Raw genomic sequence first — 17,557 nt, 5'->3', positions numbered from 1 at the left:
CGCCGGGGCTCGTTCGTCGGGCAGGGGCGGTCGCCCGGCCCGAACCGGCCGAGGGGACGGACGTCCCAGGGCCCTTGTGCGCGGGGACGTCCGTCCGTGGCGGCGGCCGGTCGTTCAGCTGTGGGCGACCGTCAGACCGTAGAAGGCGACGCGCGCGCCCTTGGTGGTGCTGTCCGAGGAGGACTGGTTGTACGAGCCGGCCTTGAAGTACTGCTTGTAGGCCTTGAAGCCCGACGCGATCGGGTAGTGCGTGACGCTGCCGTTGACCGTCACGTCGATCGACGCGCCGGCCGAGACGGCAATCGTGTACGTCCACGTCTTGCCGATCGCGACGTGGCCCACGGTGTGGGTGGTCTGGCCGCCGGCCGGCGAGTTTTCGACGCCCGCGACGATGTCGCCGTTGGAGTGGTAGTACAGCTCGATCAGCGGCTTGGTGGAGGAGCCGCCCGAGCCCAGGTGGATCTGGCCGACGCAGACGTTGGAGGTCACCGACACCACGCGCAGGGTCGCGCTCATCTTGTGGCTGCCGCTGAGCGACCAGTCGGCCGCGCTGCCGCTGCGGTTCATCTCCCGCAGTTCGGACCGCGCGTAGTTGGAGTTGGGCGTGGTGACGCCCTTCTCGGGTGCCCAGAACGTCATCGCGCCGTCGCGGGTGTCGGTGTAGAAGTACGAGTCCTGGAAGCCGTCGGCGCCCTGGAGGCGGGACGAGGAGATCGTGGTGGGCGAGCCGGGGGAGCCGACCGGCTCCTGCAACTGCCACACGCCGAGGTCGAAGTTCCCGCCGGGCGCCTTCGTCGGATCGGCGGCCTGGGCGGTGCCGCCCAGCAGGCCGACGGTGGCGGATATGCCCACCGCGGTGGCGGTCGCGAGCACTTTGGAACGGATCTTCATGGGGGTGCCCTTCCGATCTGAGTTCATCAGTGTGAACCAGACCTGCATCAGATGAGTGCGGGATCGTGCCGGCTGGTCGCGGATCAGTTGGGGTTCTGCGCGTTGGTGAGGGTCTCCCAGGCGGTGAACAGGTTGTTGCTGCCCGAAGGGCGCTGCTGTTCGGTCAGCGTCTGGGTGTTGGCCATCGCGACCCCGTGCAGGGTGTTGAGGGTGTTGAACCCGACCTCGGTGATCGGGCCGAGTCCGCGCGTGACGCTCCCGCCGCACACGCCGGACGGGACGGCCGCGCCGAGCTCGTACGTCGACTGGAAGCCCAGCGCCTGCCGCAGCCGTTCGCCGACCTGGGGATAGAGGTCCTGGCCTTGGATGCGGGCGGTCTCCAGTACGTGCGAGATGGAGGAGATGCCGTATCCGGTTCGGCGCCAGCACGTTCACCACCGGCATCACCCAGGAGACCTGCCGGGACTTCACCCACACCGGCCGGCCTGGGCCTTGGTGCGTACGAAGTCCAGTTGCGCGGTGTTGAGGTTCACCCCCGGGTGGCTGAAGACGGCGGGTGAGGGGGCGACGGCCGCGGCCTTCGCGGTGGACCGTACAGCGGCATTCGGCGTGGGGGCCGGTGAAGCGGACGCCGGCGCCGTGACGACAGCGGCGCTCACCGCACCGAGGGCGGCGGACAGGCTTACTGGACGGGGCAGGGCTCCAAGGCGCATGGGGGGATGCCTTCCGTTGGTCGATCTTCACGCGGAATCGCATATGTGTACGATGATCCAGGTTGTGAAGACGTTGGTCCGGACGGTACGGTCACAGCTGAGTGCTCGTCAAGGTCTAGACCAGAGATGGCAAGCGCCCACCGGTGCTCGGCCGGAGCAGGCGAGCGGCCCACCGGAGGAACCGGCGGGCCGTCGGGTGTGATCGGGACTGACGGAGGGGCCGCCGGTGGCCTGAGGATGCGCCGCTGCTCGGAGGCGGCCCGGATCACGAACCGCTGCCGGCGCAGGCGGCCGTCACCCGCAGTAGTAGTTGACGCAGATGCGGTTCGCGACGAACTGGCGGCCTTGCACATCGACGAAGTTGCCGCCGCGGATCGTGAGTCCGACACGGTTGGCGCCCTCGGGGGCGAGGCCGGGACCGGACGGGCTCACGATGTCGTTCGCGGCGTTGGCCGCTTTGGTCTGGTCGACTCCACGGGCCGAACTCTCGGACGTCATGATGACGTCGCCGTCCGCGTCACGCCGGCCCCGCCGCCCCCGCCATTGCCGGCGCCAGCGTCTCCGCTCCTGCGCCCGAGGAGTGGTCGCAATCGCGGACAGAGTTCACCTACGTGAATACGAGAGCTGTGAACCGCTCCCTCAGGGGCCCGGATTGCCGCATGTCCGCAGCTGTTGGAATGAGGTAACTCTCGATCGCTTCCTGCGTCAAGAGTTACGCCAGAACCAACAAGGGCAAACATTAAGGCCTCACTTGAGGGGCTCCCGTCGACTTCTGTTCGCACCGTTCTCGTGCCGTCCAGTGCCTTGACCCTGGGGCGGCTTCGGACCTACGGTCGCCACCGGTAGTTCATATGCAAGTAATCAGTTCAGCTATATGAACTATCGTCGCCTGAGTCCAGCCTCCTCTGTACTGCGCCGACGGCACGTGCCGTCCGAGCGCGCCCCCACCGAGTACCAGCTCGCGCCGAGTCAGGGAGAAACCCCCATATGCCTGTGCGTCGTCAACCAGGTACGAGAGTCAAGATGTTCATCGCCGCCACCACTTTGGGTCTCGGCGCCGCCGGACTCGTCGCGGCGGCCGGAGTCCCGGCGGCCGCTGCCCCCGCAGCGTCGAGCGCGTGCCCCTGGGTCGGTTCGAACGCTCCGGTCGGCAGCCGGGTCGACCAGCTGCTGGGCCGGATGAGCCTGACCCAGGAGATCTCCATGATGACCGGCGCCAAGGGGTCGAGCTTCGTCGGTGAGACACCGGCGATCGGCTCCCTGTGCGTTCCCGCCGTGAACCTGGAGGACGGGCCGGCGGGCGTCGCCGACGGCATGACCGGGGTGACCCAGCTGCCCGCGCCGGTGAGTGCCGCCGCCACCTGGGACACCGCCGCGGAAGCCGGCTACGGCAAGGTGATCGGTGCCGAGGAAGCCGGCAAGGGCGCCCACATCGACCTCGGGCCGACGATCAACATCGTCCGTGATCCGCGCTGGGGCCGGGCCTTCGAGTCGATCGGCGAGGATCCGTACCTCAACGGGATCCTCGGCGCGGCGGAGATCCGCGGTGTGCAGTCGACCGGTGAGATGGCGCAGGTCAAGCACCTGGCCGCCTACAACCAGGAGACCCACCGCAACACCAGCAGCGACAACGTGATCGTCGACCAGCGCACGTTGCAGGAGATCTACCTGCCCGCGTTCGCCGAGTCGGTCGGCTCCGGCGCGGCCTCGTCGGTCATGTGCTCCTACAGCACGATCAACGGCACCTACGCCTGCCACGACCCCGACCTGATGAACGGCGTTCTGCACAAGCAGTTCGGCTCCAACGCGTTCGTGACGTCCGACTGGGGCGCCCTCCACACGACGGCCGACGCGGCGAACGCCGGACTGGACCAGGACATGCCGGGCGACGACGGCTACTACGGCAGCGCGCTCCAGTCGGCCGTGTCCAGCGGCAAGGTCGGCAAGTCGACGATCGACGCCGCGGTCCGCCGCATCCTGACCCAGATGTTCGGCTTCGGGCTCTTCGACAACGTCCCGACGGGCTCGCCGCGCGCGACCGTCACGTCCGCGGCGCACACCGCCACCGCCCGGCAGGTCGCCGCGCAGGGCACCGTGCTGCTGAAGAACGCCGACAACCAGCTGCCGCTGACGTCCTCGACGAAGTCCATCGCCGTGATCGGCGCAGACGCCTCCACCAGCGTGCGCAGTGCCGGCGGCGGCAGCGCGTCCGTCAAGGCGGGCAGCGTGGTCAGCCCGCTCGACGGCATCACCGCGCGGGCCGGCAGCGGCGTGAACGTCACCTACGACAGCGGCTCGTCCGCCGGTTCGGCCGCGACGGCCGCCGCCAAGGCGAACGTGGCCGTGGTCTTCGTCAGCAAGTCCGAGAGCGAGGGCGGCGACCTGGCGGACATCGATCTCGCAAGCTCCGACAACTCGCTGATCTCGGCCGTCGCCGGGGCCAATCCGCACACCATCGTGGTGCTGAACACCGGCTCCGCGGTCACCATGCCCTGGCTGTCCTCGGTCTCCGGCGTCTTCGAGGCCTGGTACTCGGGCCAGGAGGACGGCCACGCGATCGCCGACCTGCTGTTCGGCGACGTCAACCCCTCCGGCCACCTGCCGGTGACCTTCCCGACGTCGCTCAGCCAGGTGCCGGCGAACACCGCCGCGCAGTGGCCCGGCGCCGACAACAAGGTACAGTACTCAGAAGGCCTGAAGGTCGGCTACCGGCACTACGACGCCACCAAGCAGACCCCGCTGTTCCCCTTCGGCTTCGGCCTGTCGTATACGACCTTCGGCTTCAGCGACCTCAGCGTGGGCCCGCTGACCAAGGGCGGATCGGCCACCGTCACGGCGAAGGTGACCAACACCGGCAGCCGTGCCGGCTCCGAGGTGGCCCAGCTCTACGTCGTCGACCCGGCCTCCTCCGGTGAGCCGTCCAAGCAGCTCCAGGGCTTCCGCAAAGTCACCCTGGCCGCCGGAGCCAGCACCACCGTCAGCTTCCCCGTCACCGAGCAGAACCTGCGGCACTGGAACACCGGGTCCGGCAACTGGACCACGGACACCGGCGCCTACGGCATCCGCGTCGGGGACTCGGCGGCCGACATCCCGCTGACCGGCACCCTGAACGTCACGTCGAGCCAGCTCGGCCAGCCGGTGACCCTCACCAACCCGGGTCCGCAGGCAACCATCGCGGGCGCCGCGGTCTCCGTGCCGGTCACCGCGAAGGACTCGACCAGCGGCCAGACGCCGGCATTCAGCGCGCAAGGGCTCCCGGCCGGCCTGAGCATCTCCGCCTCCGGCACGATCACCGGGAAGCCCACCGGCGCCGGCACCACGACCGTCGACGTGACGGCCAAGGACGGCAACGGCGCCTACGCGACCACCTCGTTCGTGTGGACGGTCTCGCCCGCCGGCGCAGGCGTGCCCACCACTCCGCTCGTCGGCCAGGGCGGGAAGTGCCTCGATCTGGGCGCGGACGACAACACCAACGGTGCCAAGGTCGACATCTACACCTGCAACGGCACCAGCGGTCAGTCCTGGAGCCACCTCGCCGACGGCACGCTCAGGGCCGCCGGCAAGTGCCTGGACGTCAAGGCCGCCGGTACGGCGAACGGCGCCGCCATCCAGATCTACGACTGCAACGGCACCGCCGCGCAGGTCTGGAACAACGGCTCCAACGGCTCGCTGGTCAACCCGGTGTCCGGCAAGTGCCTCGACGACCCGGATTCCTCGACCACCGACGGCACCCAGCTCCAGCTCTACACCTGCAACGGCCAGTCGAACCAGTCCTGGGTCTCGCCGGCCGCCGGTGTCTCCGGCCCGACCGGCCAGGTCACCGGCCTCTCCGGTCTGTGCGTGGACGTCAAGGCCGCGTCGACCACCGACCGCACCCCCGTGCAGACCTACACCTGCAACGGCTCCGACGCCCAGCGATGGACAGTGGGCTCGGACGGTACCCTCCGCGCGCTCGGCAAGTGCCTCGACGTGCTTGCCGCGGGAACGGCCGACAAGACCCTGGTCGACCTCTTCACCTGCAACGGCACCGGTGCCCAGACCTGGTCGTACACCGTGTCGAACAAGACGCTGCGCAACCCGGCGTCGGGCAAGTGCCTCGATGTCCCGGCCGCCGCCACCACGCCCGGCACCCAGTTGGACATCTACGCCTGCAACGGCACCACCGCCCAGCAGTGGAACCTGCCGAGTTGAGCACGGCGTGCTGAGCGCGCGGCGGCACTGATCCGGCGGACTTCCGCCGCCGCGTTCCAGGCCCGGGCCGGACCCACTCCGGCCCGGGCGCTTCGCGTGCACGCGTCCTTGCGCCCCGCGGGGTCAGTCCTGCGGTGGCCCGTCCGTCGTGGGCCGCAGCGCGTCCGCCACGAGGTCCAGCAGCTTTCCGGTCAGTTCCGGGCTGTTGACCGCCGTCGTCGACATGAACACTCCGAGGAGCATCATCGTGACCTCATCCGGTCCCACGTCCGCCCGCAGAGATCCGGCCCTCGCGCCGGCGTCGAGGATCTGCGCGATCGCCGCGGTGATCCGTTCCCGGGTGGCCGGTGTCGCGATGGCGCCCGAGGCCCACCCCGCGCGCAAGGTGTCGGAGATACCGCGCTTGGCCGCGGAGAACGCCGCATAGCGATCCATCCACGCGCGCAGGGCCGCCTCTGGCGGCAGCTCGGACAGCAGAGCGGGGGCGCTGGTGACGACGGCGTCGAGTTCGGCGGCGTAGATGGCCTCGACGAGCGCTTCGCGGGTGGGGAAGTGGCGGTAGAGCGTGCCGATCCCGACGCCGGCCTCGCGGGCGATGGCGTCGAGGGCGGCCTTGCCGTCGGTCGCGGCGAAGGTGTCGCGGGCCACGGCGAGCAGCCGCTCGCGGTTGCGCCGCGCGTCGGCCCGGGCCGGGCGTCCGGGCGCCTTCGCCGACCGGTCGGGGGTGGGGGAGTCGGGCGCAGCCAAAACGGAGACCCTCCGGTCAGTGTACGGTGGTGATTAACGGAGTCCCTCCGTTTACCCCCATCATCTCATGAGAGTGGGACTGCCATGGCGTCCACCGCCCGATCCGACCAGCTCACCGCCTCCGGAGCGGCACGACCCGGCGGGCCCGGCCTGCTCGCGGGCCGCAGCGTCTCGCGTGTCGGCTACGGCGCCATGCAGCTGCGGCGACTGGAGCGCGACGCCGCGATCTCCCTGCTGCGGCAAGCCGTCGACCTGGGTGTCGATCACATCGACACCGCTTACTTCTACGGCAGCGGCTTCGTCAACGAGGTGATCGCCGCCGCGCTCTCCGCCGAGGACGACGTCCTGGTCGTCAGCAAGGTCGGCGCCGAACCCGCCCCCGGCGGGCCGCTCCCGCTGCGCCTGGCCCAGCGACCCGAGCAGCTGCGGGCCGGCGTCGAGGACAACCTCAGGAGCCTCGGGCTCGACCGGATTCCCCTCGTCAACCTGCGCCGCGCCGACCACGGCCCGGGCCTGCGCCCCGAGGGCGACCAGATCGTCGACTTCGATGACCAGATCGCCGTGATGACCGCACTGCGCGACGAGGGCAAGATCGGCGCCATCGGTCTCAGCAGCGTCTCCCTCGACGCGCTGCGCCACGCCCTTCCGGCGGGCATCGCCTGCGTCCAGAACGCCTACAGCCTGGTGACACGCGACGACGAGGACATGGTGGGACTCTGCCTCGCCGAGGACATCGCCTGGGTCCCGTACTTCCCGCTCGGCGGCGCCTACGCCGGTATGCCGAAGGTCACCGAGGAGCCCGCCGTCATCGAAGCGGCGCGGACACTGGGCGTCTCCGCCGCGCAGATCGGCCTGGCCTGGCTGCTGCACCACACCCCCAACACGCTCCTCATCCCGGGCACCGCCGACCCCGAGCACCTCCGGGTGAACGTCGGCGCGGGCGCGATCGCCCTCGACGGGGCGACGCTCGCCGCCCTCGGCGCCGTCCCCTCGCGCTCCGGCGACATCGAGACCGGATGACCCCGCGCCGGCCCGCACCGTAGGCGTCGGGACGCGCGGGGGCGGTGCGGCTGCGGCTACTGCACGGTCAGGCTGTCGATGTTCGCTCCGGTGGCCTTGGTGAGGGTGGCGCGGACGGTGACGTTCGCGCCCTGCGGGAGGGTGGCGGTGCAGGAGGCGGTCGCCCAGGTGTCCCAGCTGCCGGTGGACGGCATGGTGAGGGTGGCGATGGCCGTGCCGTTGACGTCGATGGCCGCGGGGCGCTCGGTGCCGCCTCCGTTGGCATACCGGACGAGCAGCGTCTTCTTTCCGGCCGTGGGCACGTTGACCGTCCAGGAGATGGTGGATCCGGCCGACGTACCGTTGAAGTCGGCGTAGCCGGTGCCGGTGTAGCCGGGGTGGAGGGTGTCGAGGACGAAGGTGCTGTCGAGCCGGGCGTTCTCGGCCTGGTAGACGGTGCCGCCGCTGACGGCGGGGAAAGCGGCGCCGCTGGGCTCGACGGTCGCGACGGTGCCGCCGTTGGCGCTGACGGCGAACTCCGGCGTGACGACGCTCAGGACCTTCGCTCCCGCGTCCCACACGCTGCCGGACCCGCCCGCGAGAACGGCCGCGGCCTCGCTGGTGAAGGCCGGCAGGGTGGCGCCGCCGTTGATCCGCATGCCGACGGCCTTCGCGAGGCCGTGGAAGCGGACGACGTAACGGCGCCTGGCGGGCGCGCCGTCGTACGTCCCCTGCGGGTGGGCGATGACGACGCGGGTGGCGGAGTCGGTGTAGGCGAGGCGCGTGACGCTGCTCCTGCCAGCCTGGTACGCCTCGGTCACGGAGTCGTCCTCGACGAGGTCGAAGGTGCCGTCGGCCCCCGAGTAGACCTCCAGCTCCAGCTGCCCTTTGGTGAAGTAGGCGGTGCTCTGCGCGTACGGGTACTTGGGCAGGATCGCCCCCGCCTTGACGAACAGCGGTGTCTCCCCGGTACTGGTGGTGTAGGCGAAGTCGCCGGAGTCGCTCCCGGTGTGCTTGATGTCGGCCCAGAAGTTGTACCAGGTGGTTCCGGCGGGCAGCCAGATCTGCTGGACGGCGCTGCCGTCGGACAGGAGGGGCGCGACGAGGAGCGAGGGACCCCACATGTACTGCAGGTCGTGGGTGTACGCCTGGGAGCGGTTCTGGTAGTCGATCACCATGGCCCTGGCCATCGGCATGCCGCTGGCGTTGGCCTGGTGGGCGAGCGTGTAGATGTACGGCATCAGGCTGTACCTGAGCCGGCCGTACTTCGTGAAGTCCGCCTGCGCCTGCGCGCCTTGGTCCAGCGGCCAGCGCGAGGCCTTCTTGCCCTTCGAGGGGACCGTGGCGGAGGTGTGCGGGCGCCAGATCGGGGCGAGGCTGGACCAGGCGACGGGCCAGTTGCGGTAAAAGGCGTCGGAGACCGTGGTGCCGTCACCGTAGCCGCCGCCGTCGATGTTGGCGAAGGGGAAGCCGCCGAGGCCGGCTGTCTGCATGCCCCGGATCTGGTTCTTCATCTCGTCGTAGGTCGAGCTGATGTCACCTGTCCAGTAGTGCCCGTAGCGCTGCTGGCCCGCGGTGGCACCGCGGCTCCAGGTCCAGGGGCGTTTCGCGGATCCGATGTGGCCGCTGCCTGCGGGGTCCCAGCCTTCCTGCCCGACCCCCTTGTGCAGGTTCAGGATGTAGGCGTTGCGGTTCTCCGCCCAGGTGCGGCCGTCGGCCGTCTTCGCCGTGTACGGGATCGCGCCGACATCATCGGTCTCGTCGATCCACAGGCCGTCGCAGGGGTATTTCAGGCTCGGGTTGAGCGCCTTGTCCCAGAAGACCTGCCACACCCAGGCGCGGGTGGCGGGGTTGGTCCAGTCGGGGACGGCCTTGTTGTTCGCGACGTCCGTGAGGTCGGAGTCCGCGAGGCTGTAGCCGCCGGGCGGCGGGCCGCCCTTCCAGTTCGCCATCAGGTTGGTGTTGTTGCGGTTGTAGTCCAGGGTCACGGTGACGCCGTTGGCGGCGGCCCAGGTCTCGTAACCGGCCGGGTCGGGCCAGCGGTCGGGGCTGAACTCGAACCACGAGCCGGACCAGCCGCCCGAACCGTCGCGCCAGCGGTTGTCGTTGACCTGGTGGTCGAAGGGGAAGCCGGCCGCGCGGTGCTGGCTGATCTTCGTCCGCCACCAGTCCTGGTCGCTCACGTCGGGGAAGCTGTGGTCGCTCATATGGAGTCCGAAGATGGACTGCTGAGGCAGCCGGGGGCGTCCGGTGAGCTGGGTGTAGCGGTCGAGGAGCTGGGCGAACTGCGGCCCGTTGATCAGGAAGTAGTCCAGCTGGGGCTTGGCGCCCCCGGCGTTGTGCCCGTCGGCGAAGAACCCGTACCCGTTGGCGCCGCCGAAGGTGAAGGTCGTGTCGAACGTGGTGTTGAAGAACACCCCGTACCCCTTGCTGGAGAGGTAGAACGGCACGATCGCGGGTGCCTGGTCATTGGGGTTGTCGGCGGCCTGCGCCGCGTCGGCGTAGTTGTGGGAGACCGTGTCGCCGGTGCGGTCGAGCTTGGGTGTGCGGCCGAGCATGCCGTGGCCGGCTTTGAGGAAGTGCTCGTCGGAGGGCGGGGCGGCGAACGCTTGGGTGGCGAGGGTGGAGTTCGTCCCGCTCCACGAGATGCCGTGCGCGGAGTCCTCCTTCGCCAGCAGGGCGCCGGTGGCCCGGGCGTAGAACTCCAGCCGCAGCGGCTTCTTGTGCAGGACGACGCGCAGGCCGTCCGCCGCGGCGGTGTGCAGTTCGAGGGTGTCCGACGTGGCGGTGACGGTCAGGGTGCCGCCCATCGCGGTGTGGTTCGCCGGCACCACCATCTCGTAGCGGGTGTCGGCGAAGAACGCCTCTCCGGCGCGGGTCGCGTGCACCCTGACGATCTGGTCTCCGTACGCGGTGACGCGCAACTGCTGGCCGGAGGTGCTGGTGACGGTGACACTGCGGCTGTCGGCGGTGTGCTGGGAATAGTCGCCGAGCTGTTCCGTCGTGGCGGCGGCCGCGACCGCGGGCAGACCGGTCACGGCGCCGGCGGCGAGCACGCCGACCGCCGTGGAGAGCAGGGTCCTGCGCTTGATCTCGTGGTGTTCCATTGTGTCTCCCATCGGTGGGGCCGCCATGATCAGGACACGCGCCAGCGCAGCGGATTGCCGTTCTGGTCCTTCCAGGCCGCCGCACCGGGGGTGAAGGCGCTGACCGGCGCCGCGTGGGCGCCCGGCAGCGGTCCCAGCACGGCCGCGGCGAGAAGCAGCAGACCGATCACGGCGCGCCGGAGGGCGACTCCCGGGCTGGCGCTGTTCTGCGGCATGAGTCCCTGCCTTCTCGGAGGGTGGGGGGATACGGTTCCAAGCGCACGAGTTTCCACACCGTGCGGTCCGGGACCAGAATCTGAGACCGCTGGGTTACGTATATGAACACAGATTGACAATATGAACCGCGGCCAGATGTGAGGCTAGGCCGGGGTATCCCATGGGTCAACCCTCCTGTACGAGGCGGCGGATTCCGCTGGAGCAAGGGAAGTTGGGCCCGATTTTGTTCACGTAGGTGAACTTGTGGAGCGTCGGACGCTCCGCCGTCACATCGCTCGCAGGGCTCCGGCCTGCGGCTTCTTGGCGGATCGGCGTGTTGGATAATGTTTCTTTGTCTTGAGTCTTGCCTCCAGAAGTAACAAGACAGCACACTGTGCGTCACCCCCTCGCCGGGCGAAGAGCACCTCCCTGTACCGAGCCGGCACCGCCGTCGCGCCCACCGCGCCGCCGGCGAAGCTCGGGAGGCTCCCGTCCGCCACGACGACAAGCGCGTCCAACCAGGACCGTCCGCACGTCTGCTCCCCACACCCCGACCGGCATCCCCGCGCATCCGGCCGGCCCACCCCGCGCCGAACCGGCGGCCGGGCTGCCCGCACCCTCCGGACAGCCCGGCTGCCGGCACCGTTCACCCGCACTCCGACGAAGGGCACCTTCCGCCATGACCGAGCTCTCGGGAAGCAGACCGCTCCGCCCTGCTCCCTCGCGCCGCCGGGTGCTGTCCACCCTCGCCGCCGCCGGCGCCGCCGCGCCCGTCCTCGCGGCCTGCTCCTCCCCGAGCAGCCCCGACACCAGCGCGAAGGCGGCCCCACCCGCTTCGCTCGGCAGCACGCCCACCAAGCCGGTCACCCTCAACATCCTGGACGTGGCCGGAAACCTGGCCCTGACCAAGCCGATGATCGAGGCGTTCAGGTCCGCGCACCCCGAAGTTGTCGGCCGTGTCACCTACAGCACCGGAACCGCGCCCCAGCTCGCCTCGAAGGTGCAGGCGCAGCAGCAGGCGGGCAACGTACAGATCCACCTGGTGCTCACCGGCACCGACGGCCTGGCCGCCGGCATCCAGAAGGGCCTGTGGTACGCGCTGAAGCCGTACTACGACACGTTCTTCCCCGGCCTCATGGCCAACTACCAGCCGGCCGCGGCCACCATGACGTCCCTGGCGCAGGACCAGGGCATCGAACTGACCTGGTACCCCTCGGGGCCGCTGCTGGAGTACGACCCGAAGAAGGTGCCCAGCCCGCCCGCCACCACGGACGCGCTGCTGGACTGGGCGAAGGCCAACCCCGGCAAATTCCAGTACGCGCGGCCCGCCAACTCCGGCCCGGGCCGCACCTTCCTGATGGGCCTGCCCTACCTGCTCGGCGACTCCGACCCCACGGACCCGGCCAACGGGTGGTCCAAGACCTGGGCGTACCTGACGGAGCTGAACAAGCACGTCGACTCCTACCCCGCCGGGACGACCGACACGATGAAGAACCTCGCGGCCGGCACCGTCCACCTGGTCGCCACCACCACCGGCTGGTACATCAACCCGCGAGCCCTGGGCACCGTGCCGCCCGGCATGAAGGTCGCCAGATTCCAGTCCTTCACCTGGGTGAGCGACGCCCATTTCGGCGTCATCCCCAAGGGCGTTTCGCCGAACACCCTGACCGCCGTACTGCGCCTGCTGGCCTGGATGCTCACCCCGGAGCAGCAGGCGTCCGCCTACGACGACGGCTACTTCTACCCGGGTCCCGCGGTGAAGGACGTGCCGCTGAGCAAGGCACCGGCCGCCTCGCAGAAGGTCATCGCGCAGTACGGCGAACCGCAGTTCGACACGTGGATCACCCAGTACCCGATCAAGAACTCCCTGCCGGCCACCACCCAGGTCACCGCCTTCGACCTGTGGGACCGCAGGATCGGCTCGACGAAGTGAGCGCAGTGACCCCGACGGACCCCACCACATCCGGCCCGAGGCCCGGCGACCCGCCGGCCGGCGGCCGACCCGACTCCCAGCTCCACGAACTGCGGCTGCGGGGCATCACGCGTGACTACGGCACGCACACCGCCCTGCACCCGCTGGACCTGACCGTCCGCGGCGGCGAATTCGTCGCCCTGCTCGGACCCTCGGGCTGCGGCAAGACCACCGCCCTGAACTGCCTGGCCGGCCTGCTGCCGCTGACCGGCGGGCGGATCACGCTGGACGGGCGGCGCGTCGACACCCTGCCGCCGGAGAAGCGCGGCTTCGGCATGGTCTTCCAGAACTACGCCCTCTTCCCGCATCTCACGGTCTGGGCCAACATCGCCTTCGGCCTGAAGATGAAGAAGACGCCCAAGGCGGAGATCGACCGCCGGGTCGACGCGGTGCTGCGCCTGGTCAGGCTCACCGAGCAGGCCCGCAAGCACCCGGGCCAGCTGTCCGGCGGCCAGCAGCAGCGTGTCGCGATCGCCCGCGCCATCGTCCTGGAACCGCCCCTGGTCCTCATGGACGAGCCGCTGTCCAACCTGGACGCGGCCCTGCGGCTGGAGATGCGCAGCGAGATCCGGCGCATCCACCAGGAGTTCGGCCTCACCACGCTGTACGTGACGCACGACCAGGAGGAGGCGCTGTCGCTGGCCGACCGCCTGGTGGTGCTGCACGAGGGCCGGGTCAGCCAGATCGGCACCCCCGCCGACCTGTACGAACACCCCGCCGACCCGCACGTCGCCGCCTTCATGGGCTACCGCAACCTGCTGCACCTGGAGGTCGCTTCCGCCGACTCCCGCGGTGTGCTGGCCCGAGGCCGCGGGCTCGAACTGCGCGGCACCCCGGTGGTCGGCCGTACCCCGGCCGCGGGCGAGCAGGTCGCGGTCGCCGTCCGCCCCGAAGACATCCACCTCGCCGAGGACGGCGGGCGCGCCGACATCGAAGCCGTCGCCGAGATCGTCGAATACCACGGGCGGCTGTTCCATGTGGAAGCCCTCACCGGCGCAGGTGACCGCATCCACTTCAAGACCGCCGCCCGGGTGCACCCGAACGACACCGTCTCCCTCACCGTCCCCGCCGACCGGGCCCTGGTCTTCCCCCCGGAGCCGCAGGAGGCGAGCGCATGAGCACCCTCGCGCCGCCCGGCCCCGCACCGGACGAGGCCGCCCCGGGACGCGCCGCACTGCGGCACCGGCTGGCCGAACGCGGCATCGACCGCACTTTGCTGCTGCTCCTGCCCGGCCTGCTGGCCGTGATCGCGCTCTTCGCCTACCCGTTCCTGTACGGCCTGGAGATCTCCTTCCAGCCGGAGAAGGGCGGCTTCCTCGGCTCCTACCGGGCCTTCTTCGGCAACTCCTTCGCGGTCGGCTCCATCGGCATCACCTTCAAACTCGCCCTGCCCGCGGCCCTCATCAACGTCGGCGCGGCCGTACCGATCTCGTACCGGATGCGGCAGGACTTCCGCGGCAAGCGGCTGCTGCTCGCGCTGCTCGTCGTGCCGATCACGCTGGGCACGGTGCTGACCGCCGAAGGCATTGTGGAGTTCTTCGGCCCGGTCGGCTGGTTCAACCAGACCCTGCACTGGCTCGGCCTGACCGACTCGCCCGTGCGGCTCACCTACAACTACTGGGGTGTGCTGCTCTCACTGATCATCAGCGGCTTCCCGTTCGCCTTCCTGCTCACCCACTCCTACCTCTCCGGGATCAACCCGGCCCTGGAGCGCGCCGCCGCCACCCTCGGGGCGGACTGGTGGCAGCGCTTCCGCCACATCACCTTCCCGCTGCTGCTCCCGGGGCTCATGACGACGTTCTGCCTGACGTTCGTGCTGGCCTTCGCGGTGTTCCCCTCCGCGATGATGGTCGGCGATCCAGACGGCAAGACCCATGTCATCTCCGTCGAGGCCTACGAGGTCGCCCTGGAGCGCTTCAACTACTCCGAGGGTTCCGCGATCGCCATGGTGATGACCGCCCTGATGCTGGCCGTCATCGGCCTCGCCATGGGACTGCGCTCCCGCCTCTACCGCGGCTCCACGGGAGGCAAGGGATGACCGCCCCCGCGCTGTCCGCCGCACCGGGGAAGACCCCACCCGGCGCCGAGCCGACGCGGCGCCGCAGCATCACGCTGCGCCCGGGCGCCTGGCTGGTCTGGGCCGCCCTCGCGCTCTTCTTCCTCAGCGTGCTCGGCGTCATCGGCGCCGTGGTCCTCAACTCCTTCGGCCGGACCTGGTTCTCCGGGTGGGCGCCGCACGGCTACACCACCTCCTGGTACAGCAAGGCCTGGAAGGAGTTCGGCCTCGGCCAAGTCATGTGGGTCACGGTCGAGGTCTCCTTCCTGGTCGTCGCCCTGTCCCTGCTGGTCGGCGTGCCCGCCTCGTACGCGCTCGCTCGCCGTGACTTCCCAGGCAAAAGGATCGTGAACACGCTGTTCGTGCTGCCGATCCTGGTGCCGCCGATCGCCTACGGCATCCCGCTGGCCACCGTCCTGTACAAATTCCACCTGGCCGGATCGCTCACCGGTGTCGTGCTCGCCAACCTCGTCCCGTCCATCCCCTTCGTGGTCTTCACCATGACGCCCTTCATCGAGCAGATCGACCCCCGGCTGGAGGCCGCGGCCCGCATGTGCGGCGCGTCCACCCGCTCCGTCCTGGCCCGCATCCTCGGCCCGCTGCTCCTGCCCGGAATGCTCGCCGCCGGCATCCTCGTCCTGGTCCGCACGTTCGGCATGTTCGAGCTGACCTTCCTCACCTCAGGACCCGACAGCCAGACCCTGATCGTGGCCCTCTTCTCGGCGGTCTTCTCCGCCGGCATCCGAAGCCCCCAGTCCATCGACGCGATGGCCGTCATCTACACCGCGTCCATGGCGGTGCTGCTGCTGATCGCGCTGCGGTTCGTCAACCCCACCCAGTTGGTCGCGCGCAGCTCGAACTGACCCCCCACACAGACCGGACAAGTGAAGGACGATCCATGACGTCATCGATAGCTCTCCGGCCCCACCGGGCGGGCGCCCCCCGGCGCCGCGCCTCGTGGTGCCTGCTCGCCGTGGCCGCGCTGCTGGCCTCCGTCCTGTACGGGGCGGTGGTCCCCGCGGCTGCACCCGCCCGGGCGGAGTCGAACGGGGCGGCGCTGACGCCCCAGTCCGGGTGGAGCAGCTGGAGCTTCATCCGCAAGAACCCGACGGAGGCGAACATCGAGGCGCAGGCTGCCGCGATGGCCTCCACGGGGCTGGTCACGCACGGCTTCACCTACGTCAACATCGACGACTTCTACTACCTGAGCCCGCACTCGAACGTGGACACCTACGGGCGCTGGGTGATCGACACCGCCAAATTCCCGCACGGCATGAAGGCCGTCGGCGACTACATCCACGGCAAGGGCGAGAAGTTCGGCATGTACCTCACGCCGGGCATCCCGGTGGGGGCGTACGACAAGAACACGCCGATCGAGGGCACGTCCTTCCACGCTCGCGACATCGTCTCCGACACCACGCACTACGAGAAGAACTACAACTTCGCCGACGGCGCGATGTACTTCATCGACTGGGACAAGAACCCGGCCGCGGCCCAGGCGTTCGTCAACTCGTGGGCGGACCTGCTGGCCTCCTACGGGGTGGACTACCTCAAGATGGACGGTGTCGGCACCTCCGACAAGGCCGACGTCCAGCACTGGTCGCAGGCACTCGACCAGTCGGGCCGCACGATCCACTTCCAGCTGTCCAACGCCCTCGACATCAACCAGGGCGCCTTCTGGAAGCAGTATTCCAACGGCTGGCGCGTCGACGGCGACGTCGAGTGCTACTGCAGCACCCTGACCAACTGGAACAACGTCTCCAAGCGGTTCAACGACCTGCCGGGGTGGGTCCGGTTCGACAGTGCCGGCGGCTGGGGCGACCCGGACTCCGTGGACGTCGGCAACGGGGCGTCCAACGGCCTGACGGTCGACGAGCGGCGCACCGAGCTGAGCCTGTGGGCCATCTCCTCGGCGCCGCTGGTCCTCGGCACCGACCTGACCCACATGGACTCCGGCGACCTCGCCCTGCTCACCAACGACGAGGTGCTCGGCGTCGACCGCAGCGGACACCCCGCGCACCCGGTCAAGCAGGGCGCACAGCAGCAGACCTGGTGGTCGTACAACAACAGCGACGGCTCCTACAACGTCGCCCTGTTCAACCTCGCCGGCTCCACCGCCGATGTGACCGCGAACTGGTCCGACCTCGGTTTCACCGGCAACGCCACTGTCCGCGACCTGTGGAGCCACACCGACCTGGGCACCTCCGGCGGAAAGTTCACCGCGTCACTGCCGAGCCACGGCTCGCGGCTGCTGCGCGTCGCCCCGGCCGCCGGGCACGGAACGATCGGGACGCCGCTGGTCAGCAAGCTGTCAGGACGCTGCGTCGACTCCCCGCAGGCCACCACGTACAACGCCGTCCAGCTACAGGTCTGGGGCTGCAACGGCGCACCCAACCAGAACGTCACCTACAGCTCCTCCGACAAGACGCTGCGCCTCGAAGGCAAGTGCTTCGACGCCCACGACAACCAGACCGCCGCCGGTACGCACGTCGAGATCTACGACTGCAACGGCGGCGCCAACCAGCAGTGGAACAAGAACAGCAGCGGCAGCATCACCGGAGTCCAGTCCGGCCTGTGCCTGGACGTCACCGGTACCACCAACCCCAACGGCTCCGGCCTGGAGCTGTGGACGTGCAACGGCGGCCAGAACCAGCAGTGGACCCTCAAGTGACCCGCACCCCGATGA

13 protein-coding genes and 1 pseudogene are annotated in these 17,557 nt (G+C 69.7%); 7 read left to right on the top strand and 7 right to left on the bottom strand.

What is annotated here, in order from left to right:
• Positions 1-114 precede the first annotated feature (114 nt).
• From OHA86_RS05775 to OHA86_RS05760, 4 genes and pseudogenes are all read right to left on the bottom strand, one after another.
• Positions 115-891: a polysaccharide lyase family 7 protein gene (locus tag OHA86_RS05775; RefSeq protein WP_329173070.1), complete on the bottom strand. Its 777-nt coding sequence runs from the start codon at positions 889-891 to the stop codon at positions 115-117.
• 83 nt (positions 892-974) lie between these two features.
• A pseudogene (locus OHA86_RS05770) lies at positions 975-1,310 on the bottom strand (alginate lyase family protein); the annotation flags it as partial.
• 48 nt (positions 1,311-1,358) lie between these two features.
• Positions 1,359-1,550, bottom strand: a complete 192-nt coding sequence (locus tag OHA86_RS05765) for a hypothetical protein (protein WP_329173068.1) — start codon at positions 1,548-1,550, stop codon at positions 1,359-1,361.
• A 348-nt stretch (positions 1,551-1,898) separates the two neighbouring features.
• Complete coding sequence (locus OHA86_RS05760; protein WP_329173066.1) at positions 1,899-2,102, bottom strand: hypothetical protein; 204 nt, start codon at positions 2,100-2,102, stop codon at positions 1,899-1,901.
• A gap of 525 nt (positions 2,103-2,627) precedes the next feature.
• On the opposite strand from OHA86_RS05760, the gene OHA86_RS05755 reads away from it, so the two are divergent.
• Positions 2,628-5,795 carry a glycoside hydrolase family 3 C-terminal domain-containing protein gene (locus tag OHA86_RS05755; protein WP_329173065.1) on the top strand — a complete coding sequence of 1,056 codons (3,168 nt, stop codon included), beginning with the start codon at positions 2,628-2,630 and terminating at the stop codon, positions 5,793-5,795.
• A 123-nt stretch (positions 5,796-5,918) separates the two neighbouring features.
• Here OHA86_RS05755 and OHA86_RS05750 read toward each other — a convergent pair whose 3' ends face one another.
• Positions 5,919-6,542, bottom strand: coding sequence for a TetR/AcrR family transcriptional regulator (locus tag OHA86_RS05750; RefSeq protein WP_329173063.1), 624 nt, complete (start codon positions 6,540-6,542; stop codon positions 5,919-5,921).
• An 84-nt stretch (positions 6,543-6,626) separates the two neighbouring features.
• Here OHA86_RS05750 and OHA86_RS05745 point away from each other — a divergent pair, with 84 nt between their 5' ends.
• Complete coding sequence (locus OHA86_RS05745) at positions 6,627-7,562, top strand: aldo/keto reductase (protein WP_329173061.1); 936 nt, start codon at positions 6,627-6,629, stop codon at positions 7,560-7,562.
• Between the two features lie 56 nt (positions 7,563-7,618).
• Here the strand turns inward: OHA86_RS05745 and OHA86_RS05740 are convergent, their stop codons facing one another.
• Both OHA86_RS05740 and OHA86_RS05735 read right to left on the bottom strand, forming a co-directional pair.
• Entirely contained in the window at positions 7,619-10,660 is a 3,042-nt protein-coding gene (locus tag OHA86_RS05740) for a TIM-barrel domain-containing protein (protein WP_329173060.1), read from the bottom strand.
• Positions 10,661-10,677: 17 nt separating this feature from the next.
• Positions 10,678-10,863: a hypothetical protein gene (locus OHA86_RS05735; RefSeq protein WP_329173059.1), complete on the bottom strand. Its 186-nt coding sequence runs from the start codon at positions 10,861-10,863 to the stop codon at positions 10,678-10,680.
• Positions 10,864-11,522: 659 nt separating this feature from the next.
• Here OHA86_RS05735 and OHA86_RS05730 point away from each other — a divergent pair.
• From OHA86_RS05730 to OHA86_RS05710, 5 genes are read left to right on the top strand one after another with little or no spacing between them, the layout of a single operon-like run.
• On the top strand, positions 11,523-12,776 hold the full coding sequence (locus OHA86_RS05730) for an extracellular solute-binding protein (RefSeq protein ID WP_329173057.1): 1,254 nt from the start codon (positions 11,523-11,525) through the stop codon (positions 12,774-12,776).
• On the top strand, positions 12,773-13,933 hold the full coding sequence (locus tag OHA86_RS05725; RefSeq protein ID WP_329173055.1) for an ABC transporter ATP-binding protein: 1,161 nt from the start codon (positions 12,773-12,775) through the stop codon (positions 13,931-13,933). Before OHA86_RS05730 ends, OHA86_RS05725 begins: the two co-directional genes overlap by 4 nt.
• Positions 13,930-14,853 (top strand): ABC transporter permease, encoded by a 924-nt coding sequence (locus tag OHA86_RS05720; protein ID WP_329173053.1) that lies wholly within the window; start codon positions 13,930-13,932, stop codon positions 14,851-14,853. Before OHA86_RS05725 ends, OHA86_RS05720 begins: the two co-directional genes overlap by 4 nt.
• Positions 14,850-15,734, top strand: coding sequence for an ABC transporter permease (locus tag OHA86_RS05715; RefSeq protein ID WP_329173051.1), 885 nt, complete (start codon positions 14,850-14,852; stop codon positions 15,732-15,734). Before OHA86_RS05720 ends, OHA86_RS05715 begins: the two co-directional genes overlap by 4 nt.
• Positions 15,735-15,769: 35 nt before the next feature.
• Positions 15,770-17,542: a glycoside hydrolase family 27 protein gene (locus tag OHA86_RS05710; RefSeq protein ID WP_329173049.1), complete on the top strand. Its 1,773-nt coding sequence runs from the start codon at positions 15,770-15,772 to the stop codon at positions 17,540-17,542.
• Positions 17,543-17,557 lie beyond the last annotated feature (15 nt).

Origin of the sequence: Streptomyces sp. NBC_01477, from assembly GCF_036227245.1 — a bacterium.
Lineage (GTDB): Bacteria > Actinomycetota > Actinomycetes > Streptomycetales > Streptomycetaceae > Actinacidiphila.
This window is presented reverse-complemented; position numbering and strand designations above follow the sequence as displayed.